The sequence below is a fragment of the Microvirga sp. VF16 genome, from assembly GCF_016864375.1.
Taxonomy (GTDB): Bacteria; Pseudomonadota; Alphaproteobacteria; order Rhizobiales; family Beijerinckiaceae; genus Microvirga.
This window is the reverse complement of record NZ_CP069355.1, coordinates 724,687-749,945: the sequence shown is the minus strand read 5'-3', so window position 1 is coordinate 749,945 and position 25,259 is coordinate 724,687. Positions and strand designations below refer to the sequence as shown.

The window sequence follows — 25,259 nt, the reverse complement described above, 5'->3', positions numbered from 1 at the left end:
CCGAGGGTTTAGGCGACCAGAGCGGCGCCTGCTGGATTGCTGAAATCTAATGTCCAACAGGGTAGGTTTGGCTGCATTCTTATTGGCTAAGGGCGAGGTATTGTGCAAAATCCCAACGGACAACGCAGGAAACATGCATGCCAAGCCTTGACCGCATCGATGCGGCTATTCTTGAGATCATCCAACGGAACAACCGTGTCACGTCAGAGGAGCTTGGCGGTCTCGTCAATCTCTCCCCCACGGCATGCCAGCGACGCCTCAAGCGGCTTCGGACCGAAGGAGTGATCGAAGCGGACGTCGCGATTGTGTCTCCCAAGAAGGTCGGCCGCAGCGTGACCATGATCGTGCTGGTATCGCTAGAGCGCGAGCGCGCCGATATCGTCGATCGTTTCAAGAGCGCCATTCGATCAACTCGGGAGGTCATGATTGGCTTTTACGTAACGGGCGACGCCGATTTTCTGTTGATCGTGACGGCAAAAAGCCTTGAGGATTATGAGCAGTTTACGCGCCGGTTCTTCTACGAAAACCACGATATCAAGGGCTTCAAGACCATGGTCGTGATGGATCGGGTGAAAGTAGGCTTTGAGTTTCCTATTGATGTTGAGGATCCAGTGTTCAGCGAACCTTCTGGTCGCTAGATCTTCTATGCCGATCTGGTTGGAGTGCATAGCAGATCACCCATGCTATGAAGCCTCAGATCCTTAAGGACGATGTCAAATGGGAACATCGAGTGGCTGACGTCAGCGAAAGCATCTGGTTGCCGGATAAATACCTCCCCCGAGGCGTTGGAGCGGGCTCAAATGAGGTGAGCCGGCTTCTCGAGTTACCGAAATAATTCTGTTACGTTGCGTCCGAGAAACATTCGAGCAGTTCTCCAATGGCCATCCGTGCGAGCAGCAGTGTTGCACACAAACACTCCGAGTTGGACGAGCACTTCCTCAGGCGCGCGCAGTCGTGCAGACATGACTGGGACTAGCCGTTCCTATTCACCAAGGCTTACTTGATTGACCTGATCTGCGGCGAGACGAGCTAATCTGTTGCGTCTCTTTCACCGCGGCGAGTTCTGGAACGTGGGGAACGCGTTGGCAGGGATCGGCTGGGATGATCGGGGCGATGGTGTCCCCGTCTCTCAGGGCGAGGCTGCTCTCGGGCTGGGCAGGAGAGCCGCCGCTATGGCGCGGAAGAGGTCGGCTTCGGGACAGCAGGATGCGTAGGCCAAGCAGATGCGGCTTGCCGTTTCCCACACCCGTACGGCGATCTTGAGGAGGCGAAGGCGCAGCGTCGCGAACCCCGCCCGGGCGAGATCGCGTGCAGCCGGGATCGCCTCCCGCACGGACAGCATCAGCCAGTAGGCGGCCGTATGCAGCACCAGGCGGACCTGGTTGGCCCCCGCGCGCCGGCACGAGGTCCGGTTGGAAGCGAGTTGCGCCTTGTGGAACTTGATCCAGTTCTCGGCCTGGCCGCGGGCACAATACAGGCTCTCGTAGACCACCCGTGGGCTGGTGCCGGTCAGGTTGGTGACCACAAAGCAGATGTCGAGCCCCAGGCGGGTGGCCTCGATGCGGGCGATCACCCGGCGCTCGCACGACCAGCTCTTGGCCCGGGGCTTTGTCTCGGCAAAGCCGCGCACAACCTCACGGTCTTCCAGCGCCCTGTGGGTGCGCACCGCATCGGCCACATCCTGCACCTTGCTGGTGAGCGGCCGGCTGCCGGCCAGCCCGAACAGATAACTGAGGCCGTTCTGCTCGCAGAACTCCATCGCTTCAGGGCGGGCATAGTGACTGTCGCCGCAGAGGGTGATTTGCGTGAGAGGCCAGCGCGTGCGGATGCGGCGCACGAGGCGACGCAGAGGCGCCCGCACCTCGACACCCGAGGGCGTCTTGCCCGGCCGCAGCACGATGGCAACCGGTCGGCCGGTGGCGCTGTCGTAGACATGGATCGGCAGAAAGCAGCGCTCATCATAATGAGCGTTGACCAGCGACAGCTGCTGATGCCCATGCACCACGTCGCAGGTGTCGTCAATAACTAGCACCACGCCGCCGGGCGGGATGGTGTAGCTGTCCATCCACTGATCGATCAGGGCGTAGGTCAGGCGGATCGCGTCGCGCAGGTTCGGGGCATTCTCCAGGCATGAGAGGGTCGGCTGCGAGGCGAGATCCGATCCAGTCTCCGGCAGGTGCCCGCAGGCGAGCTTGAACGCCGAATCGGCGCGCAGCGGGCCGAAGTCGTTGCAGTCCTCGTAGCCGCACGCGATGGCGAAGATGCGGGCGCGGAGCATGTCTGGGATCGCGTGTGTCACGCGGCCTGGATCGCGCCGATCCGGAATGAAACGCGCCAGCCGCGCGGCGATGCCAAGCCGGCGCTCGGCCTGGGCCAGGAGCATGACGCCGCCGTCGGACGACAAGCGTCCGCCGTCGAAAGCAGCGGTGATCTTCTTGCGGGACACGGCTGGAAACGGGAAGGTGGCAGGTGTATCGTTCGGCATGGCGGGTGTGGCAGCCTCGAACGGAGAGCAGGATCGGCTTCAGCAACCAAATCCTACGCTGCTTCAAGTGCTTAAGCTACACTCGCCAGCCCTCATCACTCTTCCGATGCATAAGAACGGCTAGGAAGGCCAGCAGCGGCAGTAAGGATTGCTTCTCTGAACCGCCTCACTTCGTAAGCCCCAGATTGGCCCGCATCGCATCGCTGGGCGAATGTTCCAGAGATTAGAACCTGTTCGCCATAAGACTGTAGCGCCTCTCCGACAATCGGACCGCCGAGCACTATGGCGACCATCAACCCGATGACGACCGGTCACCCACAACGATAGTGATCTTACGGCGTCCCATTCGCAGCAGCTGACAAGCGCTGGGCTGTGCACAGCGCCCCTCGTAAGCCCCCGATCCCACGGTACTTCAGCGACATCCAGCACCACAAGACGGAATGTATCCCGCACACCAAGGGTCGGAACGGCCGCTTCTGATGAAAGCGCCAATGCTAAGACGAGATCACAATCCGGAACGTCCAAAAACAGGGTCGTCGAGGTCGATAGGGAACTCATACCCTGCCTTCACACGATCCATGGCGACCATCGTTTTAAAGCCCTTGATATCGGGATTTTCATAGAAAAAGCGACGTGTGAACTGTTCGTAGTCCTCCATACTTTTTGATGTCACAACCAAGATGAAGTCCGCATCGCCAGTTACATAGAAGCCCAACATTACTTCGCGCGTGGCGCGGATCGCATTCTTAAATCGGTCCACGATATCGGCGCGCTCCCGCTCTAGCGAAACCAGCACGATCATGGTTACAGGTCGACCGAGCGCCTTCGGAGATATAACCGAAACATCCGCTTCAATGACGCCGTTGGCTCGGAGGCGTTTGAGCCGGCGCTGACAGGCGGAGGATGATAGATTGACGCTGCAGGCCATTTCTTCAGACGTCAGGCGGTTGTTCTTCTGAACGATCTGAAGGATTCGTCCATCAATCCGGTCAAGTTCGGGCATGTATGTATCCCCGGAATAGCTTGCGAGCTTACGCGAGCGTTCAAACCTTCAGGAGTCTCCCAAGACCTTCCAGAGGCTGCATGTAGCCGGCGAGTCTGAGAGCATCCCACAGCATTGCTTGGTGCGCCGTGATGACCGGCTTTCCAATCCGGGCCTCAAGGGGTTCGATGATTGTGGAAGTCCGGAGACCGGTGCAAGGGATAAAGACAGCTTCAATGTCAGCCGAGTTGATTGCCTCACCTGCCGCTATGATGCTTTCCGGCGAGACATTAATGATCTCATAGTCATTTTCAATATGGAACGATGCGCACGACGCCACAGAAATGCCCGCCGCGCTCAGGCAATCGACCATTGCGGTAGTGACTTCGTCCGGATATGGGGTCAGCATCGAAATTCGCTGAATTCCAAGCTGTCTGAAGGCCTTGTAGGCTCCCGTCATTGGAGAGGTAAGTTTGGCTCCGGGTGCCGTACGATGCAGTTGCGCTTCGAGTGCCTCTTGCGAAATCAAAGCAGATCCGGAGGTGCAGCCGTAGGCAAAAACATTCACTGACTCTCGCGGAACGAACAACTCGGCAGCCTCCGCGATCTCATGTGCATGTCCGCGCAAATTCTCAATTGTAATTGGATTCTGCGTCTCGATCCGGGTTGAGGATATGCTAACCCCATCCTGCGGCAACATCTTCCGAAGTTCATACTCCGTAACCACATCAGTCGAAAGGGCAATCAGACCAATGACAATCTGTTCTGACATCCCACCATCGAGTTCCGCTTCCACGTGCTTGATAACCGGAGAGCTCATGACAACTTACCCTTGTTTTCTGAACGTTGTAGGGTCCGGACGATCGCCCACGCGGCGCGCGCTGCGCGAAGCACGTCGTCATCCGAGACCCCGAACTCGGGAGTATGGACGTGGGTTCTATTGCCCGTGAGCTCATTGTGACAGCCAACCCAGAAGTAGACCGACGGGATCTTCTCTGCGTAAAACCCAAAGTCGTCAGCTCCCGCGAGAGCCCTCGTAGAAACAAGCGAGCATGTCCCATAGATCTCAGCGATCGCGTCCCTCGCCATCTGACTGATGGCCGGATCGTTGACAACCGCGGGTTCCCCAGGGAGCAATTTTAACTCTGCCTCACCGCGATGCATTGCCGCAATGTGCTGCGCAAGTTCCGCAAGCCGTGTGCGTAGCCGTTGACGTGCGTCAGGTGAACGGGTGCGTAGCGTGCCATCGAGCACCACCCGATCGCAGACGATGTTAGTAGCCTCACCACCATGGAAGCGGCCAATGGAGATTACCGGAGCTTCGTCCGCATGGCTCTCTCGAGATATCAACCTCTGGACTTCACTGACGAACGTGGCCGCTATGGCAATCGCATCAACACCTAACTCCGGCCAAGCTGCGTGGCTCTTCTTGCCTTTGAAGACGACTTGGAACTCATCGGAAGATTTCGTGACGGCCCCGGTCAGTACGGAAAAGGTTCCTGAGGGGATCTCCGGATTAACATGCATACCGACTGCGCAATCGAATCCGTCGAGAAGACCCTGTTCAGCAACGGATCGACCGCCGAGAGGCTCCGCCTCCTCAGCAGGCTGAAAGATGACACGCACCTTGCCTGCAAAGTGGGCACGGTGCGCAAGGGCCGCTAGTACAACACCGAAGGCAGCCGATGCATGGGCATCGTGGCCACATGCATGCATCTTGCCGGCGATCCGGGATCTATAAGGGAGGTCAGGGCGTGCCTCGTCGATCGGCAGGGCGTCGATGTCGCCGCGAACGACAACATTAAGCGGGATACCGGTTCCCTCACCAATCACATCGATGAACAAGCCTGTCTTGTGAAAGACATCAGGGCTGCCTAACCCTGCGCTTGCGAGGCACTCTGCGATTTTTGCCTGCGTTCCGTACTCTTCATTCGAGAGTTCGGGATTTTCATGCATGTAGTGGCGGAGGGCGAGGATTTTTTCCTCGCTCCCGTCCGGCAAGTCGAAGCAGCCAACGCCGCTTCCACGATCAGGTTCGTTCGTCGCGCTCATCAATCGATCACAATCAGTTCACGCGGAGTATTCGCCAAGCATTCGGGTTGCTTGTCAGTGATGAGAATGCTCTCAGTGATCTCGAGACCCCAGTCTCCGAACCACAGTCCAGACATGAAGTGGAAGGTCATGCCTGGGCGCAACTCCGTGCGGTCACCCAGGCGGAAGCTGGCAGAGTGCTCGCCCCAGTCCGGCGGATAGGCAAGACCGATCGAATAGCCGCAGCGACTTGGCTTCTTAAGGCCGTAGGTTTCAATCACACTGTAGTAGGCTCGTGCCACGTCCTCACAGGCATTCCCGGCAACGGCTTTCTCTAGGCCGGCCGCAGTTCCCTCAATCACGGCCTTTTCGGCATCAAGGAACTTCTGGTCCGGTTTACCAAGGTAGAATGTCCGCGAAAGAGGGCTATGATAGCGCTTATGAACGCCAGCGAGCTCAAAGAAAATGCTCTCGCCGGCACGGAGCTCCCGGTCCGACCAAGTCAGGTGGGGAGCGGAGGCATCAATACCCGCCCCAATCATGGGGACCGCCGCAGGGTAGTCACCCCAAACCCCTTCTACTCCCCGGATGGCTGAATGATAAATCTCCGCAACCACGTCGGATTGCTTGACGCCAGGCCGAAGCACCTCAGCTACACGCTGGTGCATAGCACTTACGATCTTTCCGGCACCCCGCATGTACTCGATCTCGCGGGGCGATTTCACGATCCTTTGCCATTTTACGAGACGCGTTGTGTCTTTGAACCTGGCATTGGGCAACGTGGAGGCCAAAGCTTCGAAAGCAGCGTGAGTGAAGTAGTAGTTGTCCTTCTCAATTCCAATGACTCCAGTCGACCAGCCAAGGTCTGTGATCAGCGCCCCCAGCTCAGTCATCGGGTGATACTGCGACGACTGGACATAATGATCCGCATAGGACCTGATGCGGCTCTCGTCCATGTAGACGGTCCTGCGAGCGCCGTTCCCATCCATCTCCCGGCCGAACCATACCGGCTCTTCGTTCTGCCGAATGAGTACACATTGGTGCACATAGAACGACCATCCATCATAGCCGGTGAGCCATGCCATACTCGCGGGGTCTGTGACGATCAGGAGGTCGACCTGCTCGCGTTCCATTGCTTCGCAGGTAGCGTCGAGTCGGGCTTTGTACTCAGCAACATCGAAGCGTAGCGTTGGTGTCGTCATGCTATCCTCTTATTCTAGTGCTCAAGCAGCACGAAGGTTCAAACGGGCTTCTAGGAGTTTGATAATGGCCGCTGAGCACAGGCTGACCGTCAAGAAGCCAAAGGCGACCAGAGTGATGGGTTCGAGATAGCGGTAGCTGAAGTTAGCTTGAGCAAGCGCTTCACCCATAAGATCGAGCACGGTGATCGCCGATAGGATCGGTGTTTCCTTGAACATCGCGATGACGTAGTTCCCGAGAGGCGGAATCATTGGGGGAATGGCTTGCGGCAACACGATCTGTGTCCAGGTCTGCCACACTGTCAGATTGCACGCTCGCGCAGCCTCCCACTGACCTGCTGGAACGTTCTGAATTCCCGCGCGGTAGACTTCAGACACGTACGTGCCGTAGTGCAGCCCGAGGCCGATCGTGCCGGCGACGAGGGGAGACAAAACGATCCCGAGGTCAGGCAAGACATAGAAGAGAAAGTAAAGCTGCACCAGCAGCGGTGTTCTTCTGATCGCTTCCGTTACTAGGATCGTAGACTGGCGCAGCACAAAGATCGGAGACATCTTGGCGATTGCGAAGAACAATCCGATCACTAATGCGACTACCGACGACAGCAAGGTTATCTGCACGGTTACGACCAAGCCTTGCAACAGGCTTGGTGTTATCTCGGCGACGAATTCCCAACTCCAATCCATTGTTGACCTCACATGCCCGGGTTAACAATGCCGCGTCCGAAGCGTCTCTCGAGCCAGCGTACGAAGCTCATCAACACGGATGCGATCACAAGATAAGTGGCCATGATAAGAAGGAAGGGCACTGCGGTATCTCCTGTTTGGGACCGCACCGTCTGCGCTTGAAAGGTCAGTTCTGAGACTGTTATGAGAGACGCAACCGCTGTTCCCTTCATGATTTCAATTGCCAGATTTCCGAAGCTTGGCAGCATCAACACAACTGCTTGTGGTAGAACAACCCACCACAGTGCCTGCCAGCGTGTCAGGTTCAATGCAATCGTCGCTTCCCGCTGATCTCGACCGACCGCGTTAATTGCAGCTCGGACCACTTCTGCACCGTAAGCCCCTCCGTTTAGACCGAGGGCCAGCACACCGGCCTGGATCGGGGTCAGCGAGATGCCCACAAATGGAAGAACAAAGTAGGCGGCGAACAGTTGGACGAAAACCGACGTGCCGCGGAAGAACTCGACATAAGTCCGAGCTGCGGCCCGAACGAAAAGACTCTGGTTCGTAAGAGCTATGCCGGTCAGCAATGCCACCATCAACGCCAAAATGCAGCTGAAGACGGTGAGTTGTACGGTAGCCAGAGCTCCAGTCAGGATGAACCAGCCAAAGTCTAGAGAGGATTCAACGTTCTGCACTTGATCACCCCTGCTCGCAGGTAAGCGAGCACAATTCAGACACGGTGCCCTGCGGCAATGACCTTGCGGAGGAACATCTTGGTACGCTCGTGATGAGGCGACTGGAAGATTTCACCCGGTGGGCCTTCCTCAACGATCTTGCCACGTTCGAAGAACAGCACCCGATCCGCGAAGTCTTTGGCGAAGCCCATCTCGTGCGTGACAAGCAGCATCGTCATGTCTGTTTCATTCCGAAGGTCGGTGATGACGTTAAGCACCTCCTCAACGAGTTCGGGATCCAGGGCTGAGGTAATTTCGTCCAGAAGCAAGATCTTCGGCTGAAGTGCGAGAGCGCGCGCGATCGCGACACGTTGTTTCTGGCCGCCTGACAAGCGCGAGGGATACTCGTCCGCTTTGCTGGCGAGCCCGACCTTCTCGAGCAGTTGCAGAGCGCGGTCTTTGGCGTCCGCTTTTGACAAACGCCGGGTCAGTACAGGAGCAAGCGCGACGTTCTGAAGAGCGGTCTTGTGCGGGAAGAGATTAAAATGCTGGAATACCATCCCGAAGTCGGCGCGCATCTTCCGTAGATGCGCTTCCGAGGAAGGCACTTGTCTGCCGTTTTTCTGCTCGTGGTTAAGGCAAACCCCATTGACGATCACGTCTCCGGCAGTCACCGACTCCAATGTCATCAATATTCGAAGAATCGTCGTCTTTCCGGAGCCCGATGGGCCAATCAAAGCAAGGTGTTCTCCGGGCATTACCGAGAATGAAAGCCGATCCAGCACCGTGAGTGAGCCATAACGTTTCTCGACATTCCTGAATTCAATGATCGGCGGGCAGCCGGGGCCCCTTGGTGCAACGTGCAGTCCCATCGCGCTGTCTCCTTCCCGCGTTGGCGTCATCGCCCGGCAACATTCGTCACCGGGCTTGATTGCTTAGCGTCTTATTGGGGAGAGCACATTTCGGCGGCCGACTTGGCGCTAGCAAGGAGCTTGTAGTTGCTTTCGAGGCCGTACTTGGCCATGATCTTTTCGTACTCGCCACTATCCTTGAGTTTCTTATACCCAGCATTGTAGGCGTCGCGGAGCGCAGTGTCATCTTTGTTGAAGGCTGCAGCAGCGCAATCGATCGGAGTATTCTCGATCGGCATAACTACCTGTAAGGTTTCATCACCAGAGCGCTTTTTCATATCGATGACACCCGCATCGTTGAGGGCAATGGCGTCGATCCGTTTGTCCTGCAGCATCTTGACCGCGCTGACCGTATCTGGATACGGGATCACGTTCTCTTTCTTTACACCTGCCGCCATTGCATCTTTCGCTTGCAAGGTCCCTGCGCCAGCTCCCAGCTTAAGGCCCAGAGCTGCAAAGTCCTTGTAGCTCTTGAACTTGCCGGCCATGTCAGAGCGGATGAGGAAGGCTTGTGACGTGCAGATGGCAGGCTCTGCGAAATTGACTTGAGTGCATCTCTCGGGGCGAATGTTGAGAGAGCCTGATGAAAGAACTTTCACGCGCTTTGCCTGCACGGCTGGTATCTGCGCACCGTACGGAATGAGTTCGCCCTTGAAGTTTTTGAGGCCCGAGAGTTCAAGTGACCGGCGATCAATATCGGGCCCAGCGCCGCTCAACGTACCATCGGGCTTCAATTCTGTGTAAGGCGGCTCACCGGCGACCGCGATCGAGACCTGCTGGTTGACGTCCAAGGTCTCTGCAGCGGCGGAACCGGCTGCTATCACAGCCAAGGCCATGACCAGCGCAGCGCGCGTCCGGCGGGGATCGTTGAGTAAAGAGGCAGTTTTCCGTTTCATTGCTGTTCCCTTAGGTTTGATCTTGAGACCGCGTTACTTGGCACGCGTTGCTAAAAGTCGTCTGAGCAGCTTGTCTCGCCACCGCCTATGCGCCTAAGGCGCAACTGCCGCGCAAGGTACCGCCACGGTCTAAGCAAGCAGCGCTTACTCCACTTGCCTGTGGCGAACATGACAATCGCAAATAATGGTGTCAATTGCTTAAATTGTATAATAGCAATATAAAGCGATACCGCCTGGTCGGCGGATAAGCTATACAAAGCCTACAATTTTTGCTTGATCTCTCGGGGTAATCGGCAAATGCCAGCGGGACTTGGTGCATGACAATCTGGGCAATATCAAAGGAAGGTCTTAAACCGCCTTACTTTTTGTCGATTGCTGACCATATTGCGCAAGCGGTCTCTTCTGGAGCCCTGAAGCCGGGCGAGCAGCTGCCACCCCAAAGGCAACTTGCCTACAAGCTAGGCGTTTCACTGCCGACCGTGTCTCGGGCCTACGAAGAACTTACCCGTCGCGGACTCGTAAGTGGAGAAACTGGGCGCGGCACGTTTATCAGAACAACGAACGCCAACTCTGAACCCATCACACCGTTCATGCCCGAACGCCCCCCTGGACTGATTGACCTCTCAATCCTGAAGCCTGTGTCGAACGCATTGCATCTCGAACGGATGAAATCGGCTCTCGGGCAGCTAGCGGTTGATTTGCCGGCCAGCGCTGTGTTTGGTTCTCGCCCTAGCGCAATGTTCGCCCGCCATCGCGCAATTGCTACGAGTTGGTTGCGGTTCTGCGGCGTCGACACGAACGAGAGGAATATTCATTTAACCAACGGTGGCACACCCGCCCTCACAATCGCATTTATGACGGTATGCCAACCTGGCATGACGATAGCGACGGAAGCAACAGGGCTTCATGTTCTGTTGCCATTGGCCTCATATTTAGGATTGCAAGTACAGGGCGTGCCAATCGATGGCGACGGGATTGTTCCTGAGGCCCTTGAGAGTCTTTGCCAACAAAAGGCGATTCGTGCTCTCTTTATGATGCCAAGCGCCCTCGGCCCAACTGCCTATATCTCCAACGAGCGCCGCCGGACCGAACTTGTCGACATAGCCCGCAAATACGACCTGCAGATCATTGAGGACGACGCCCTCGGCCCGCTTGTTGAGAAGAGACCTCCGACTTTTCACTCTCTTGCACCTGAGCGTACCATCTATATCACGAGTTTCACCAAACCCGTCATGTCCGGCTTGCGCGTTGGTTACCTCGTAGCACCTGAGCGCCTTTTCCCCGCCGTGGAGAATCGCCAGATAGTGACAAACTGGACTGCTACACCCTTGGTCGCGGAGATCGCAGCGCGCTGGGTTGAGGATGGGACATGCACGGAATTGGTCCACTGGCAACGTGCGGCACTCCTCAAGCGGCACAAACTTGTTGCAGCTGCGCTGAAAGGCGTCGATTACTGTTCGAACCACGGGAGCCTCCACATCTGGTTGCCTTTGGGGAGCCGGTTTCCGGAAGACGAGTTTGTATCACATGCGCGCAAGCAAGGGGTGGCATTGGCCCGCGGCGCGCTGTTTGCAATCTCAGAAAGTCACCCCGCAGTGCGCGTTGCAATTGGAGCTGTCACCGAGGAAGAGCTCACCCGAGGCCTCAGTGTGGTCAACAATTTGCTGCACAGCGAGCCTGAGCCGATTCTTTTCTAGCTGGAGAGATCGCCATTCGAGCGCGTTTCGCAAGCACCAACAAAGTGGACTTGTGAGTTGACCCGGGACCCATTTGACGATCCACTCATTCGAGCATGAAACCCGCAAACGCCTGGGCATCGATACTCATGCGACGACTGCCGCCCGAAGGCAGTACGCTACCGGAGACGTCCTGAGCCTAGGACATGCGCCCGCTGGCGGAAATCTCTGTGTTCAAGAAATCAAAGTTACCTTTCTCGAGGTGGCTCTTTGCCAAATTGCCGCAGCGTCGGGGCTGCTCGCTAAGCGGTGTGATAGCCCTACTGGGAAAAGCGGCCCGCGTGGCACTGCCTTTTCTGGCAGCTGGAGGCTGCAGCATTCAGTGTTATGCGATTGCTGGCGACCTTCGAAGGAGAGTGCCAAATCTGCTGCTAACTCTTTAAACCGCAGCGAGGGTTCCGACTCTGTAGGCGCATTAATCGCACGGGTAGCGAGAGGCGGGGTCTGGGCTCCAAACAGATACTTGTTCTTGCCGCGGACGCCACACGGGTTTTAGCAAAGCATCGATCACCAGACATCCTGCCGCGGGAAGCTTGACCAGATGTCGACGCTGCTAAGCGAACTCTCTCGAACTAGCGTTTCTTTCGACGCCTTAGCCTGGCATATGGTGAAATATGTTGCCGTGCATCAGCAGAACGCAGATTTTACCCACGACTGACCGCATTTTCGCATGAAAGAGGTCGGGCCTTGTGGATATATTACTTGAGCGGCGTGACCTCGACCGCAGTCAGGAACATCGAGAAAGTGAAGGCCATGAAAGTTTTATGCCTGTGGTACGCAACTGACGACGAGATTGCATCTATAAAGAGCGCGCTACCACGCGGAACTGAAGTGGTGGCCCCTAAAGGTGACTATCTCTCCCGATTCGACTGTTCCTACGCTCACACGAAGCATCTCGCCGCCGATGCTGACGCAATTATCGCCTTCAGCGTTCCCGATGGGATCTTGGACATTGCGAAGAACCTGAAGGTGTTCTCCTGGCTGCACTCAGGTGTTGACGATCTGCGCATGATGGGCGCAACGTCGCTGTTCAAGGAGCGCGGCGTTAAACTAGCAAACATCCGCGGCGCAAACGGAGTTGCTGTTGCCGAACAGGCTATGATGTTTGTCCTGGCGTTGGCCAAGCAGACAATCAAGAAGCACAACGTTATGCGGCAAGGGGATCGGCTCTTCCCGCTCTATGCCGACGAACATCGCTCCGGAATGCTGCACAACCGCACAATGGGTTTGATTGGCGTCGGCAATATCGGTGAGCGGATTGCCAAGCATGCCAAAGGCTTTGACATGCGAGTTCTCGGTATCCGTCGTAACAAAGACAAGGCATCCGAGTACGTTGACGAGATGTACGGAATGGATGACCTTCACTCCGTGATCGCTCAATCCGATTATGTGGTCCTCGCGGCGCCGAATACTCCGGAAACTGATCAGTTCTGGGGCCAAGACGAATTGGATGCAATGAAGCCTACCGCGTATCTTATCAATATCTCCCGCGGAAGCATTGTTCAGGAAAGGCCGTTGTACGACGCTCTCAAGTCGGGACGTTTGCGCGGGTACGCCTCCGACGTTTGGCCGATCTATCAGTATGGACGATCGTTCCCTATCGGTTTTTTGCCGCGCTTGGGGATCCATCAATTGCCGAATGTCATTGTCTCAGATGACCAGGCCGCCAATGCGGACGATGTTCTTGAGCGGAATATCGCGTGGGGCACGCAGAATGTTGCGCAGTTCTTTTCCGGTGAACACATGGTCCGCGAAGTCAACCTTGACCTTGGCTACTGACTGCTAAAGCATAGATGTATTCTATAATGTGTAACTTGAGAAAGGCATGCACTGAAGCGTCGACGATCATACCACCGCATAAATCGACGGTACTTGTCGACAGCCTTTACGCGATCTCTTGAGTTTCACAGGACCGAGTGGAGCGCGTCGAGCGGCGGAAAGAGCCGCTCGACGCGCAATCAACCGAGCTGCTGACGGGCAACTCTTTGTCTGACGGCGCAGGAAGAGATGTGCAACAGTTTTGGTGAAAGCTTTAGGAAGATGATGCCAAGAATATCGTGAGAACCCGCGCCAGATGACTTACTAGATCGATTGATTTGGGGTTGCGCCTTCCAGGACAGGCCGGCGGAACGCTTCGGACAATCGTTGGGCGTAGGCTAGATCGCACCAGCTAGGAGAGATGAACCGATGGGAAGAAGCACCGATTATCGTGTCATCATGGCGGGAGCGTTCTCATGGGTCGACGTTAACGATTCGTACGAATCCACCGAGAGCAGGCTTCAAGGTGAACCGGATTCCATCGATAGTTTCGCAGAAACACTAGGCCGGTGGTGTGTGCGCCTATTTAGGCTGCGCCGTCCGGACCAAGATCTGGCTATGGCCGACGCGCGACCACCGACTGCACATTGATTGGCGTTCGAGAGCACACGCTGTTCGGATTAAACCATGGCCATGTAAGAAGCGCCAGTGTCACAGAAGCTTGCCATCTCTTGCTTCCACAGTCCTCGAACAACATCATCAATCGTCAGTCTTGTCCTAAATCCTTGGCCGACGACGCACTGGCCTTGCAATGGGTGAGCGTCGTTCACAGGCGCAGCAAACCGCCGTCCAGCAATGGCTGTTATTTCACCCAAGAAAATCAAACTGACCCGGTCATGGATGAGATCGTATGAAGCTATTGGAATCGCTACGAAACCTTCTGGGTGACGACGTTGTTCTGACTGGAGAGCATATCCCGGAAAAGGCCCGAAGTGACGCCAGTCGCACCGGCAGGCAGCTGCCGATGGCGTATATCCGGCCGCGCACGGTAGAAGAAGTCTCGACCACTTTACGTCTCTGCAACAGCTTTCGGAATCCGGTGGTTGTTCAAGGTGGACTGACGGGCCTTGCTGGTGGAGCCAATCCAGACGATCAATCTATCGTGATCGCGATGGAGCTTCTTACCGGTATTCAGGAGATCGATACGGTCGCAGGCACGATGACGGTGATGTGCGGTACAGTGCTAGAAGTCGCTCAGCAGGCGGCGGAAGTGCATGGATTTCGTCTACCCATCGATCTTGGTGCCCGAGGCTCATGTCACATTGGAGGCAATCTTGCCACGAACGCGGGCGGTATCCGTGTAATCAGCAGTGGCATGACCCGTAACAACGTACTTGGGCTGGAGGCGGTACTGGCCGACGGCACCGTCGTGTCGTCGCTGAATCGAATGGAGAAGAATAATTGCGGCTATGACTTGAAGCAGCTTTTCATTGGCTCTGAAGGAACGTTGGGTATCATTACACGGGCTGTCATCAAGCTCGAACCATTGCCCACTCATCAAGTTACGGCGCTTTGCGCCTTGGATGGCTTTGACGCGGTCCTCACACTGCTTAGCCAAGCTCGAAAGGGAGTGACCGGACTGTCTGCTTTCGAGTTAATGTGGGGACCGTTCTTCCGCTTTAGCTCCCGTGCGATAGGGGTAAGGACGTTTGAAACCGATTGTCCATTCGCTGTCATCATTGAGCAATCTGGTGAGACCACCTGTATGGAGGAGCTTCTTGGAAGAATGCTTGAAGAAGAAGTAATCTCGGACGCCTTGATTGCCAAATCAGAGGCAGAGCGAGACCGCTTTTGGCTTATCCGCGAAGGTCTCGCATTGACCGAGTTTCCAGACCTCATCGAGTTTGACGTGAGCCTCCCAATGACAGTTCACGATCGATACGTCACAGAAGTGTCCGCTGCACTTAATGAAAATCTCCCGGACATTCACATCTCTGCCTTTGGCCATGTGGCTGATGGCAATATACACCTGTGCGTTTCGGCTGGTACCATCGACAATCACCTCAAGGGCTGGATAGCCGACATTGTGTATGATGGAGTTAGAAAGTATCAAGGGTCGATTTCCGCCGAGCATGGAATTGGTACCCTTAAACGAGCTTACTTGTCCTACTCCCGCAACGTCGCAGAAATTAACTTGATGCGTTCAATCAAGCGCACACTCGACCCCAACGGAATACTCAACCCTGGAAAGATAATCTAGGGATCAAGGGCTTATCCGCTCCGACCGTGCTGCCAGCGGCGGGGTTGCTTCCTCGCCATCAAGAACATTGGGTCTATCGTCGTTTTGAACTTGTGGTGTGACACGGGCGGTTGGCGATTATGCATGTTACTGGTGCCGCTCCCATACAGTGGGGCACCGCGACCTGGCAGCTCGCCCGCATTGCTAGATAAGCCGCGAAAGGCGCAACTGTGGTTTCCGTCGCCACAATCGCAGCAACGTTGCGCTGATGATAGGCGCGGCGTCTGTCGCGCTTAGCGATTACAACCCACCATACCCTACGTTCCTTGGTCCCGTGAGCACCTCAACGATCCTACAAGCTTTCGCCTTCTGACCAGTATCAATTGGGATCGGTGAACATACCGGACCTTCAGCTCTTAGGATGAGCCAAACCACGCTGGAATAGGAGGCTGGGAGCGGATAGATGCTGGTTGTTGCGCGTCAACTCATTCTGAAGCCAATTAACAAATGCAACCACAGCCGGCGATTCTGTATTAGCCTTGGGAATAACCAGGTAGTACGAGCTCTGTGACTTCACGGTCAACTCGAAGGGTTGTACGAGAAGACCCTGCTCAAGCGCTGCACTGCAAGTGAAAATATCGCCTAAGGCCACCCCTTGAGCATAAAGTGCCGCCGAGTAGGCAAAGTGCCAGTCTGAGAACTTTACTCGGGCGTATGCTAGCAGCGAACCTTCACCAGCAGCAGTAAGCCAATGCTCCCAGTCGTGCTGGCGATCGTTCACATCCAGCAAATGAACTTTGCGCAGGTCGGCAGGCTGTGCAAGCGAGAATTTGTTTAGCAGGATGGGGCTACAAACAGGAGTCACCCAAACCTCCATAAGCATGATGACTTCCATGTTTTCCCACCGACCGTCACCGTAGCTTATGAACAGGTCGGTTTCAGGGTCGCTGACGTCCGCAAGAGTCTTCGGCGTCCTAACGTTGATTTGAATATCTCGCTGCTGATCTAAGAACCCGGCTATGCAACCCGAAAGCCAACCGCCCCCGAAACCTGGCGTACAGGATATGTTGAGTGTACCGCGTAAGCTCAGGCTGCTGTTCCTTATGGCTGCAACCGATAGAGTGTCTAATGCTTTGCGTACATCCAACGCATAGGCTAAGCCCTGCGGTGTTAGCACGAGCATGTTGTTCTCACGGTCAAAAAGCCTAAACTTCAAACGCTCCTCAATCTGCCGAAGTTGGTATGAAACTGCGCTTCTAGTGAGATTGAGTTCCTCAGCCGTCTTGTAGATCGAGCCTGTCTTTGCAAAAGAGTCGAGAGCGCGGAGCGCTTGCATTGGCGGGTAGTTCACCATTTACATTACCCCAGACGGATTAGAGAGCTTGCCACTGTACGATCCCTTGCCGGGGCTTTGACCAGGGCTGCGGACCGACTTCTGTTCGAACTTGGCCGCAAAGCCCAGGCTAACCACTGCGGTGGCAGTTGCGGCGGTTCAGGTGGATCATCCACTTCTCCCTTCCCGGGTTCAGGCGAGAAAGGCAGTGAACTCATAGTACGTTCACGGCTCAGCATGATGACAAAAATTTTTTGTCAAGTCCACAAAGACAATGCGTTTGACCGGTCGATTTCCGCTCAAATAACCTGATCTCGCGCGTCAGTAGGAAATGGCGCAGGTTCGGGAGAACAAATTGTTTCCTCAATCGCCCAGTTCCCTTGGTGACATGACCGCTCGGGAAGCGCTGGATCGGCTACGTCGGCGCCAAATCTCCCCGATCGAGATCGTGACCGATTGTCTTAAGCGGATTGACGCGACAAATCCGAGTTTGAACGCGTTCTGCTGCGTTGACCATGAGGGCGCACTCCACGCCGCACGCCTTTCCGAAGAGCGATGGTTCAAGAGCACACCAGCGGGTGCGCTCGATGGTATCCCAGCGACGATCAAGGATCTGACCCTTACCATCGGAATGCCGACGCGCCGAGGCTCTGCAACGACCTCCCCCGACGGGCCATGGAATGTCGATGCCCCCGTTACAGCACGGCTTCGTAATGCGGGCGCTATCATTCTTGGGAAAACAACCTCTCCTGAATTTGGCTGGAAGGGGGTCACCGACAGTCCGCTCTTCGGCATCACAAGGAATCCGTGGGACCACGAACTTACGCCTGGCGGTTCGTCGGGAGGCGCCGGTGTGGCCGCCGCTCTTAACCTAGGTCTGCTTCATCAGGGCAGTGACGCCGGCGGGTCGATACGTATCCCGGCGAGCTTTACAGGCGTATTCGGCTTCAAGCCGACCTTTGGCTACGTCGCACAGTGGCCTGAAAGCGCCATGACGACACTCTCGCACCTCGGTCCAATGACGAGAACCGTTGCAGACGCCGAGCTCATGATGTCAGTCATTGCTGGCAGAGATCCGCGGGACGGGTTCTCAGGGCCAGATTTCCCTGATGCCATAGTACCTGAGACAGACGACCTCGAAGGCCGTCGTATCGCATATAGTCCTGATCTGGGTTACGTCGACGTTGCCGACGATATCCGGCAGGTGACTGATGCGGCGGTCGAGCATGCTCGCGCTCTTGGAGCAATCGTGACAAGGGTAGATCCAGGATTTCGCGACCCGATCGACACGATCGAGACACTCTGGTGCGCAGGCGCGGCTCGGATTCTTCGGACGCTCGATGAACGACAAGCCGAATTGCTAGACCCAGGCTTCCGCGAAATGGCAGAACGTGGGCTAAAGATTACATTAGCCGAGTATCAGGCAGCCGAGACGGATCGAAGTCGACTAGCAGCACACATGGCAGCCTTTCACTTGGAGCATGAATTCCTGCTGACGCCAACGATGCCGATTCCACCGTTTCCGGTGGGCCGCGTTGTGCCCAACCCATCCATAAAGAAATGGGCAGCTTGGACACCATTCACCTATCCATTCAATCTTACGCAGCAGCCCGCTGCCTCTCTCCCTTCGGGGCTAGACGCCACCGGCCTACCAGTTGGACTCCAAGTCGTTGGAGCACGGCACAATGATCGCCGCGTTCTGAATATCTGCCGGCTTCTCGAGACGCATTTGCGACGGCTTGTGCCCCCTCATCTTCCCGCATTTTAGCCTTCGCCCTGCCATCGATAGGGACGCGCTCGCAGTATAGAAAGGAACTTTAAGTGGAAAGCACAAGCAGCTTTAACGCTCCCGGCAAAGCAGGAGCACAGTACGCATTCGACATTGTAGAGTACAAGGAGCGACTTACACGGCTGGAAAATGTGCTGGAAGACCGCGGAGTCCACTTTTTCATCGGGACAAGTCCCGAAAGCATGAACTATTTCACAGGTTTTGACCCGCTGGGGACCTACTTCCAACAGATGATCTTGTTCAAGTCTGGCGATGCAGAACCGACTTTGCTGACGCACAAATGTGAAATGGTGCTCGCCCAGGTCCAATGCTGGATCTCCAACGTGGTGATCTGGAAGCATGGGGACGACCCAACGCGGATGGCCGTCGACATGCTCCACACTTATGGCCTGCCAAAGGGTGCTCGGATTGGATTGGAAATGGGCGGCTGGTACCTGAAGCCGGAAGTTTACAAGGCACTAAACGATGCGTTGCCAGACGTTGAATTCATCGACGTGACGGAAGACGTTCTGAGGCTTCGGACGATCAAGTCGTCCGCCGAGGTTGCCTACATGCGCAAGGCAGCAGGCTTTGCGGACCTTGGCTTCGAGGCGCTCGCGGAAACACTGAGACCAGGTATTACAGAAGCAGTCGTGCTCGGCGCCGTGCAAGCGAAAATGTCTGCCGCCGGCTCCGAGTATCCGACGCTTCCATTTATCATCGGGTCAGGCTACCGCAGTGGAATGTTTCATGCTGTGCCAACCACCAGAGTAATCCAGGCACAAGAACCTGTGCTCTTCGAATTCACGGGATCCTACAATCGCTACAACAGCAATCTTTGCCGAACGGTCGTTGTCGGCAAAGCTTCGGATCACCTCTGGAAAATCAGGGGAATTGTCGAAGAGTCCTTTTGGCGTCCCTTCGAGCTCATCAAGCCTGGCGCTCCAATTGGAGAGGTTGATCGTCTTAGCCGCGAAATCAGAGGGCGCTATGCGGATTACATCCCTGCTCGCGCTGGATTTGGCATGGGTTTGTCTTACCCGCCTACCTTCGCTGCGCGCCCTGACATCTTGATCGGTAACGAGGAAGTATTCCAGCCGGGTATGGTTGTTTCATTGGAACCCTCGATCGCACAGTATAATGGGCTCACCATGAGTTTTGGGTACAACATTCTCATAACCGAGAATGGCGCGGAGATCCTTCACAAAACAGACCCCAAGGTTTTTGAGATTCATCACTAGAATTAGGCGTCAGTTCCCGCTCTACAAACGCACAAATACAGCGTCGTGAGCAGAAATAAAGGTCAAAACCCGCAAGCCCATGTCGTTAACATGTCGGATGCGGAACGCACTTCTTTTCACCTAAAAGAGTACAACGAGACGGGGAGTAAAGCCAGGACGCGAGCCACATCGCTGTCACTTTCCAGTCAAGGAAGAACTGTGGAAGCCCAGTGCGAAACGCGTACCTGAGTAAAGTCTTTCGACGTCACTACAAACGAAGACAGCGCACCAGAGGAACATACAAATGAACATCAAGTCACTTGCCGCCATCGCATCAGTTTTTATCGGAGTGACGTCATCGGCGGCACTCGCCGCTGACGGATGCCTTGCTCAAATCCAAAAGGCCGGCACGCTCACTGCCGGCACAGCCAACCTCGGCGTTCGCCCCTTCCTTTGGCAGAATGAAGATAAGTCATTCGAAGGATTCGAGTGGGAGATCCTTAGAGAAATCGCCAAGCGCAGCGGTGTGCAAAATCAAAAGTTTATCACCACGGAGTGGTCCACCCTCATCCCCGGACTGAAAGCGGGCCGCTGGGACGTCATTTTGTCTGGCATGTCGGCGACGCAGGAGCGGATACAGGGCGCAAACATCACTTTTTCGGACCCGTACTTTCTGCTGCATGATGTGGTGGTAGTGAATAACACTTCTGACATCAAGACCGTCCAAGATCTAAAGGGAAAGGTTCTTGGCTCCACCCTAGGTACGCTAGACTCGCTGAACGCTCATAACCTCGTAACTGAAGGCAAGGCGCGCGAAGTGCGCGACTTTAACGACTTCGGCGCACCATTCGTCGCTTTGAGAAACAAGCAGGTGGATGCGGTTGTGATGGACCAAGCCACGGTGCAGGCGCAGCAGAAAGCGATGAGTGATCTTCGCGTTCTGGACGGTACACTTTACTATCGTGCTAAGCCGGAATGGGTCGAAGCAGAGGCAAAAGCTCCGTATGTCCTCGGAGGGGTTTCGGTGGGCGTCCGTAAGGAATGCCCCGACCTGCTGGCTGCGGTTAACAAAGCAATCGCCGCCATGAATGCTGACGGCACTCGTCAGGCGATCCTCGCGAAGCATGGCGTTTGGGCCGACAATCAAGCCAAACTCACCAAGTAAGCCGAGAACTTCAGCATGTATGAGTTTTTCTTTATTCTCATACCGCGGCATTTGCCGTTTCTGCTGGAGGGTGCGATCGTCACCCTCCAGTTGAGCATTACGAGTATGGCTTGCGGTATCTGCCTTGGGCTCGCCGTTGCTATTGGCCGTATAAGCAGCAAGGGTCCACTCAATTGGCTTCTGGCGGCCTACGTCGAAATCTGGCGTGACGTACCTCTGATCGTACAACTACTCGTGATATACTTCTCGTTGCCTTCGGTTGGCATATCTCTGCCTGCGTTTTGGGCTGGCGTTCTCGGGCTAAGCCTTAATCTTGGCGCTTATCTTTCGGAGGTCTTTCGTTCCACCATCCTTTCGATTGACCCCGGGCAAAGAGAAGCGGGTGAGTCCATCGGGATGTCTCGAGCGCTTGTCTATAGGCGTGTCATCCTTCCTCAGGCCCTTCGCATCGCCGTCCCTACTGTCGGCGGGTACTTCGTTTCTCTTCTGAAGGATTCATCGTTGGTATCCTTCATTGCTGTGAACGAGCTGCTGCGCCATGGGACAATCGTCATTTCGAACACATTCCGGACCATGGAAGTTTATCTGATGGTAGCGATGATCTACTTCGTTCTGAGCTTCGCTGCTTCACGAGCTGTGCTTCGGATTGAACAAGCACTAACGCCAAAATACCTGCGACGAAAAGCAGACACTCCGAAACTGGCTAAAGCCCGCGAGGTGACTGCGTGAGCACCCCCTTGTTACAAATTCGAAATCTCCACAAATCGTTCGGCAGCTTGGAGGTGTTGAAGGGTATTGATCTGACAGTACAAGCTGGCCAGGTGATCTTTCTGATTGGTCCCAGTGGCGGCGGCAAATCGACGTTGGTGCGTTGCGTAAATTTCTTGGAGAGGCCCACGTCCGGGGAGATAATCTTTAACGGTCAGACCATGTGCCAGGATCGCACGGGAGGGCATTTCACGGCACCTGATAAACTCCTGCGTTCGGCACGCAGCGACATGCCGATGGTATTCCAACATTTCAATTTGTTTGCCCACCGAACCGCGTTGGAGAACGTCATTGAAGGACCGATCTGGGTGCAGCGGCGTGCTCGGAGCGAAGCCATCGAAGATGCGCTTCGTCTACTTGGAGAGGTCGGACTCAAGGATAAAGCCGACTATTACCCTGCTCAGTTATCTGGAGGCCAAAAGCAGCGGGTCGCAATCGCGCGCGCGTTGGCTATGCACCCAAAGCTGATCTTGTTCGACGAGCCAACGTCTGCGCTCGACCCCGAGTTGGTGGCTGGCATCTTGGAGACCATTCGATCGCTCGCGGATGCGGGTATGACATTAATTGTAGTGACCCATGAAATGGGTTTTGCACGGAAGCTCGCTGATGTGGTCCACTTTTTTTCAGATGGAAGGATTTTGGAATCAGGGCCGCCTGAGCGCATATTCGATTATCCTGAAACTGAACGGTTGAGCGAGTTTATTCGAACTATCTTGCGTTGATAGCTGCAATCATTGATTGAGCGGCTAGACGCATCGAGACCAGGTTCGGACCATGCCGGTAAGTCCCGGCGGTGCTCTCACGTCGATCAAATCCCGTATCCGATGTACCGCTGCACCTAACGTCGGGAAAGTAGAAACATTGCATTCACCACTCACGATAGCGGACCTCAAAAGCCGTGCAGAGAAGCGCGTGCCCAGGATGTTCTTCCAATATGCCGATTCAGGATCTTGGACGGAAAGCACTTATCGAGCGAACGAAGAGGACTTCGCCAGAATCAAGCTACGCCAGCGCGTCCTCGCCAACATAGAGGATCGATCATTGGCAAGTCAGATGGCTGGCCAGCCTGTATCGATGCCAGTCGCTTTGGCGCCAACTGGCTTAGCCGGGATGCAACACGCTGACGGCGAAATGCTTGCTGCCCAAGCTGCTGAGGAATTTGGCGTCCCCTTTACTCTCTCCACTGTCAGCATCTGTTCCATTGAGGATGTTGCGTCAGTGACACGCAAGCCGTTCTGGTTTCAGCTCTATATTAATCGCGACCGCGACTTTGCCCTAAATCTCATCGATCGCGCCAAGGCAGCAGGTTGCTCCGCTCTGGTGCTCACGTTGGACCTGCAAATCATGGGACAGCGTCATAAGGATATCCGCAATGGCCTTTCGGCCCCTCCCCGCTTCACGTTAAATCACATCCTCCAGATGGCACGCTGCCCTATTTGGTGCTTGAAGATGCTCGGTACGAGGCGAAGAACGTTTCGGAACATCGTTGGCCACGCGCGCGGGGTCAATGGTTTAGACGCGCTTGCCGCTTGGACCAGTGACACACTCGACCCAACCCTGTCCTGGAGCGACATCGAATGGGTGAAGAAGCGCTGGGACGGCACACTCATTCTCAAAGGTATTTTAGACGAAGAGGATGCACGAATGGCCGTCCGCACGGGTGCGGATGCCATCGTCGTCTCAAACCACGGGGGCAGGCAGTTGGACGGAGCACCATCATCGATCAGCATGTTGCCCCGCATCGTAGACGCGGTCGGCGATAGGATCGAGGTGCACCTTGACGGCGGAATCCGATCGGGGCAAGACGTCTTGAAGGCACTATGCCTCGGCGCAAAAGGCACCTTTATTGGAAGACCATATCTGTATGGCCTCGGTGCCGCCGGCAGGCAGGGTGTCCTTCAATCGCTGGAGATCATAAGGCGCGAGCTCGACACGACGATGGCGCTCTGTGGCGAACGTGATCTCGGGAACTTGTCCTTGAAGAACCTGGTTGCTTAACGGAGATGAACTGCCGGCGGTCCGTTCAGCCTCGGACGACCATGGCAGCCTATCTATTAGGAGCAGAGACAAACTACTCAACTCTTCCTCCGAACAAACGGAGTCTTTGTAACACAGGTTTCGCAACTGCGCCGTTGATAAGCCCGACGCCGGTGGCGAGCACCTGCCCGAAGAGCTTTAGGCCGTATCGTTGCGCAGCTTGGCTTAGACGGAGACATCGTATGGGCCGTCGGGCCTCTCACTAGGTACGTCGCTGCGCTGTGGTATCTTCGCTCAGCCTTCCTCTAAGCGGCTCAGCGCAGGATCAGGGAAGATAACGCGTCAATGGCAGCCAGCGTGTGAACGCTTTTTCATTGAGAGTGCGGCCGGTCCCAGGCTGCCGACTTTGGACAGTCTAGGCCGCACGATAGCCTACCGTTGGGCAGAAGAAGGCATTATCTTGACAGCCCGCTCGCGATGAGCAGTGTAGAGGCCACTTCCCATGATGATTGCCGTCCCAAAAAGGGTCCAACCATCCGGCACGTTGCTGAAGATCACATAGCCGAACAATCCGGACCAAACGAGTTGACTATAAGAAAGCGGGGCTAACACGGAAGCGCGCGCTTGCTGGAAAGCCAACACAACGAGCCACTGTGCGACAGTAAAAGCTCCACCCGTCACAAACCCGAGACTTATTTCGTACCACCCAGGCGCTTCCCATGTGAAGGGCACGAGAACTGACGTCACCAGCAACCCCACCAATGCCGCATAAAGAAGGGAGACTAAGGGGCTGTCGGAGTTGCTCATCTTCCGCGTAACTACCATAGCAATCGCCCAGCTGAGGGCCGACAGAAGTGGGAATATCGCTGCCGGATCGAACGCCCCTGCTCCTGGCTGAACAACGATGAGAACGCCAAGGAGGCCTATGCCGACAGCACTCCATCGCCTCCACCCAACCACCTCGCCCAAGATGGGAATTGAGAGCGCGGTCACAATCATGGGCGACACGAACGAGATTGCTGTGGCTTCAGCCATCGGCATGTATGCTAGCCCCACGATAAAAAAGACTGATGAGCCCAAGAGTCCCAAACCTCGGAGGACCTGGAGGCTCGGACGCTTTGAGCGTAAGACATGCCTCCGGTGGGCGAACGCCACCATTCCCAGCATCAGAATGCTGAAAACGCAATAACGCAGCCAAGCCACCTCAACGGCTGACATAGTTTCCGTCATGAGTTTGGATGCCGCATCTGAGCATGAGAAGACCGCCATTGCTGCTAGTAGGCAGGTGATGCCGTGTAGCGGGCGGTCCTGGGAGAGAGGTGTTTCGATTTTTGAAGTGGGCGGCCGCCCGATCCTCTCCCTGTCCTCACTTATCATGGCTCACTCATTTTGCGAAAGCCAAGCACTGACTCTGCTGGACGCGCCGGTCGATCTGACGAGACTGACAACTC

Annotated in this window: 21 protein-coding genes; 10 read left to right on the top strand and 11 right to left on the bottom strand. The window is 55.6% G+C overall.

The window, feature by feature from the left end; translation table 11 throughout:
* Window positions 1-137: 137 nt before the first annotated feature.
* Window positions 138-638 (top strand): Lrp/AsnC family transcriptional regulator, encoded by a 501-nt coding sequence (locus JO965_RS29000; RefSeq protein WP_203444394.1) that lies wholly within the window; start codon window positions 138-140, stop codon window positions 636-638.
* A 491-nt stretch (window positions 639-1,129) separates the two neighbouring features.
* On the opposite strand, the gene JO965_RS28995 is transcribed toward JO965_RS29000, so the two are convergent.
* The 9 genes from JO965_RS28995 to ehuB all read right to left on the bottom strand — a co-directional run bounded on the left by JO965_RS28995 (window position 1,130) and on the right by ehuB (window position 9,844).
* Window positions 1,130-2,485 (bottom strand): IS1380 family transposase, encoded by a 1,356-nt coding sequence (locus JO965_RS28995; RefSeq protein WP_203444393.1) that lies wholly within the window; start codon window positions 2,483-2,485, stop codon window positions 1,130-1,132.
* A gap of 505 nt (window positions 2,486-2,990) precedes the next feature.
* Complete coding sequence (locus JO965_RS28990) at window positions 2,991-3,488, bottom strand: Lrp/AsnC family transcriptional regulator (protein WP_203444392.1); 498 nt, start codon at window positions 3,486-3,488, stop codon at window positions 2,991-2,993.
* A 40-nt stretch (window positions 3,489-3,528) separates the two neighbouring features.
* Complete coding sequence (locus JO965_RS28985; protein WP_203444391.1) at window positions 3,529-4,287, bottom strand: Asp/Glu racemase; 759 nt, start codon at window positions 4,285-4,287, stop codon at window positions 3,529-3,531.
* Window positions 4,284-5,519, bottom strand: coding sequence for a M20 family metallopeptidase (locus tag JO965_RS28980; protein ID WP_203444390.1), 1,236 nt, complete (start codon window positions 5,517-5,519; stop codon window positions 4,284-4,286). The genes JO965_RS28985 and JO965_RS28980 overlap by 4 nt, the downstream gene beginning before the upstream one ends.
* Window positions 5,519-6,700, bottom strand: a complete 1,182-nt coding sequence (locus tag JO965_RS28975; protein WP_203444389.1) for a M24 family metallopeptidase — start codon at window positions 6,698-6,700, stop codon at window positions 5,519-5,521. Before JO965_RS28975 ends, JO965_RS28980 begins: the two co-directional genes overlap by 1 nt.
* 21 nt (window positions 6,701-6,721) lie before the next feature.
* Entirely contained in the window at window positions 6,722-7,381 is a 660-nt protein-coding gene (ehuD, locus tag JO965_RS28970; RefSeq protein ID WP_203444388.1) for an ectoine/hydroxyectoine ABC transporter permease subunit EhuD, read from the bottom strand.
* Between the two features lie 8 nt (window positions 7,382-7,389).
* Complete coding sequence (ehuC, locus tag JO965_RS28965) at window positions 7,390-8,058, bottom strand: ectoine/hydroxyectoine ABC transporter permease subunit EhuC (protein ID WP_203444387.1); 669 nt, start codon at window positions 8,056-8,058, stop codon at window positions 7,390-7,392.
* Between the two features lie 35 nt (window positions 8,059-8,093).
* Window positions 8,094-8,909 (bottom strand): ectoine/hydroxyectoine ABC transporter ATP-binding protein EhuA, encoded by an 816-nt coding sequence (gene ehuA, locus JO965_RS28960; RefSeq protein WP_203444386.1) that lies wholly within the window; start codon window positions 8,907-8,909, stop codon window positions 8,094-8,096.
* Between the two features lie 71 nt (window positions 8,910-8,980).
* The gene (gene ehuB / locus JO965_RS28955; protein WP_203444385.1) at window positions 8,981-9,844 is read right to left on the bottom strand and encodes an ectoine/hydroxyectoine ABC transporter substrate-binding protein EhuB; all 864 of its coding nucleotides are present in this window, start codon (window positions 9,842-9,844) and stop codon (window positions 8,981-8,983) included.
* A 317-nt stretch (window positions 9,845-10,161) separates the two neighbouring features.
* On the opposite strand from ehuB, the gene JO965_RS28950 reads away from it, so the two are divergent.
* The 3 genes from JO965_RS28950 (at window position 10,162) to JO965_RS28940 (ending at window position 15,598) form a co-directional block, all read left to right on the top strand.
* Complete coding sequence (locus JO965_RS28950; RefSeq protein WP_203444384.1) at window positions 10,162-11,541, top strand: PLP-dependent aminotransferase family protein; 1,380 nt, start codon at window positions 10,162-10,164, stop codon at window positions 11,539-11,541.
* Between the two features lie 750 nt (window positions 11,542-12,291).
* The gene (locus JO965_RS28945; RefSeq protein ID WP_246777055.1) at window positions 12,292-13,359 is read left to right on the top strand and encodes an NAD(P)-dependent oxidoreductase; all 1,068 of its coding nucleotides are present in this window, start codon (window positions 12,292-12,294) and stop codon (window positions 13,357-13,359) included.
* A gap of 889 nt (window positions 13,360-14,248) precedes the next feature.
* Window positions 14,249-15,598, top strand: a complete 1,350-nt coding sequence (locus JO965_RS28940; RefSeq protein ID WP_203444383.1) for an FAD-binding oxidoreductase — start codon at window positions 14,249-14,251, stop codon at window positions 15,596-15,598.
* Between the two features lie 388 nt (window positions 15,599-15,986).
* Here JO965_RS28940 and JO965_RS28935 read toward each other — a convergent pair whose 3' ends face one another.
* A complete protein-coding gene (locus tag JO965_RS28935; RefSeq protein ID WP_203444382.1) occupies window positions 15,987-16,931 on the bottom strand; it encodes a LysR substrate-binding domain-containing protein in 945 nt (314 codons plus the stop codon).
* 310 nt (window positions 16,932-17,241) lie between these two features.
* Between JO965_RS28935 and JO965_RS28930 the strand changes: the two genes are divergently transcribed.
* From JO965_RS28930 to JO965_RS28905, 6 genes are all read left to right on the top strand, one after another.
* On the top strand, window positions 17,242-18,678 hold the full coding sequence (locus JO965_RS28930) for an amidase (RefSeq protein ID WP_203444381.1): 1,437 nt from the start codon (window positions 17,242-17,244) through the stop codon (window positions 18,676-18,678).
* A 53-nt stretch (window positions 18,679-18,731) separates the two neighbouring features.
* The gene (locus JO965_RS28925; RefSeq protein ID WP_203444380.1) at window positions 18,732-19,919 is read left to right on the top strand and encodes a Xaa-Pro peptidase family protein; all 1,188 of its coding nucleotides are present in this window, start codon (window positions 18,732-18,734) and stop codon (window positions 19,917-19,919) included.
* 283 nt (window positions 19,920-20,202) lie between these two features.
* Window positions 20,203-21,063, top strand: a complete 861-nt coding sequence (locus tag JO965_RS28920; RefSeq protein WP_203444379.1) for an ABC transporter substrate-binding protein — start codon at window positions 20,203-20,205, stop codon at window positions 21,061-21,063.
* Between the two features lie 15 nt (window positions 21,064-21,078).
* Window positions 21,079-21,792: an amino acid ABC transporter permease gene (locus JO965_RS28915; RefSeq protein ID WP_203444378.1), complete on the top strand. Its 714-nt coding sequence runs from the start codon at window positions 21,079-21,081 to the stop codon at window positions 21,790-21,792.
* Complete coding sequence (locus JO965_RS28910) at window positions 21,789-22,553, top strand: amino acid ABC transporter ATP-binding protein (protein ID WP_305846600.1); 765 nt, start codon at window positions 21,789-21,791, stop codon at window positions 22,551-22,553. The genes JO965_RS28915 and JO965_RS28910 overlap by 4 nt, the downstream gene beginning before the upstream one ends.
* Window positions 22,554-22,752: 199 nt before the next feature.
* Window positions 22,753-23,829 carry an alpha-hydroxy acid oxidase gene (locus JO965_RS28905; protein WP_246777054.1) on the top strand — a complete coding sequence of 359 codons (1,077 nt, stop codon included), beginning with the start codon at window positions 22,753-22,755 and terminating at the stop codon, window positions 23,827-23,829.
* 411 nt (window positions 23,830-24,240) lie between these two features.
* Here the strand turns inward: JO965_RS28905 and JO965_RS28900 are convergent, their stop codons facing one another.
* Window positions 24,241-25,185, bottom strand: coding sequence for a DMT family transporter (locus JO965_RS28900; RefSeq protein ID WP_203444376.1), 945 nt, complete (start codon window positions 25,183-25,185; stop codon window positions 24,241-24,243).
* Window positions 25,186-25,259: the final 74 nt, after the last annotated feature.

Bases quoted from the DNA above. Each gene is read 5' to 3' on its own strand.
- JO965_RS29000 (WP_203444394.1), top strand. From the start codon at position 138: ATGCCAAGCCTTGACCGCATCGATGCGGCTATTCTTGAGATCATCCAA.
- JO965_RS28995 (WP_203444393.1), bottom strand. From the start codon at position 2,485: ATGCCGAACGATACACCTGCCACCTTCCCGTTTCCAGCCGTGTCCCGC.
- JO965_RS28990 (WP_203444392.1), bottom strand. From the start codon at position 3,488: ATGCCCGAACTTGACCGGATTGATGGACGAATCCTTCAGATCGTTCAG.
- JO965_RS28985 (WP_203444391.1), bottom strand. From the start codon at position 4,287: ATGAGCTCTCCGGTTATCAAGCACGTGGAAGCGGAACTCGATGGTGGG.
- JO965_RS28980 (WP_203444390.1), bottom strand. From the start codon at position 5,519: ATGAGCGCGACGAACGAACCTGATCGTGGAAGCGGCGTTGGCTGCTTC.
- JO965_RS28975 (WP_203444389.1), bottom strand. From the start codon at position 6,700: ATGACGACACCAACGCTACGCTTCGATGTTGCTGAGTACAAAGCCCGA.
- ehuD (WP_203444388.1), bottom strand. From the start codon at position 7,381: ATGGATTGGAGTTGGGAATTCGTCGCCGAGATAACACCAAGCCTGTTG.
- ehuA (WP_203444386.1), bottom strand. From the start codon at position 8,909: ATGGGACTGCACGTTGCACCAAGGGGCCCCGGCTGCCCGCCGATCATT.
- ehuB (WP_203444385.1), bottom strand. From the start codon at position 9,844: ATGAAACGGAAAACTGCCTCTTTACTCAACGATCCCCGCCGGACGCGC.
- JO965_RS28950 (WP_203444384.1), top strand. From the start codon at position 10,162: ATGACAATCTGGGCAATATCAAAGGAAGGTCTTAAACCGCCTTACTTT.
- JO965_RS28940 (WP_203444383.1), top strand. From the start codon at position 14,249: ATGAAGCTATTGGAATCGCTACGAAACCTTCTGGGTGACGACGTTGTT.
- JO965_RS28935 (WP_203444382.1), bottom strand. From the start codon at position 16,931: ATGGTGAACTACCCGCCAATGCAAGCGCTCCGCGCTCTCGACTCTTTT.
- JO965_RS28930 (WP_203444381.1), top strand. From the start codon at position 17,242: ATGGCGCAGGTTCGGGAGAACAAATTGTTTCCTCAATCGCCCAGTTCC.
- JO965_RS28920 (WP_203444379.1), top strand. From the start codon at position 20,203: ATGAACATCAAGTCACTTGCCGCCATCGCATCAGTTTTTATCGGAGTG.
- JO965_RS28915 (WP_203444378.1), top strand. From the start codon at position 21,079: ATGTATGAGTTTTTCTTTATTCTCATACCGCGGCATTTGCCGTTTCTG.
- JO965_RS28905 (WP_246777054.1), top strand. From the start codon at position 22,753: ATGTTCTTCCAATATGCCGATTCAGGATCTTGGACGGAAAGCACTTAT.
- JO965_RS28900 (WP_203444376.1), bottom strand. From the start codon at position 25,185: ATGATAAGTGAGGACAGGGAGAGGATCGGGCGGCCGCCCACTTCAAAA.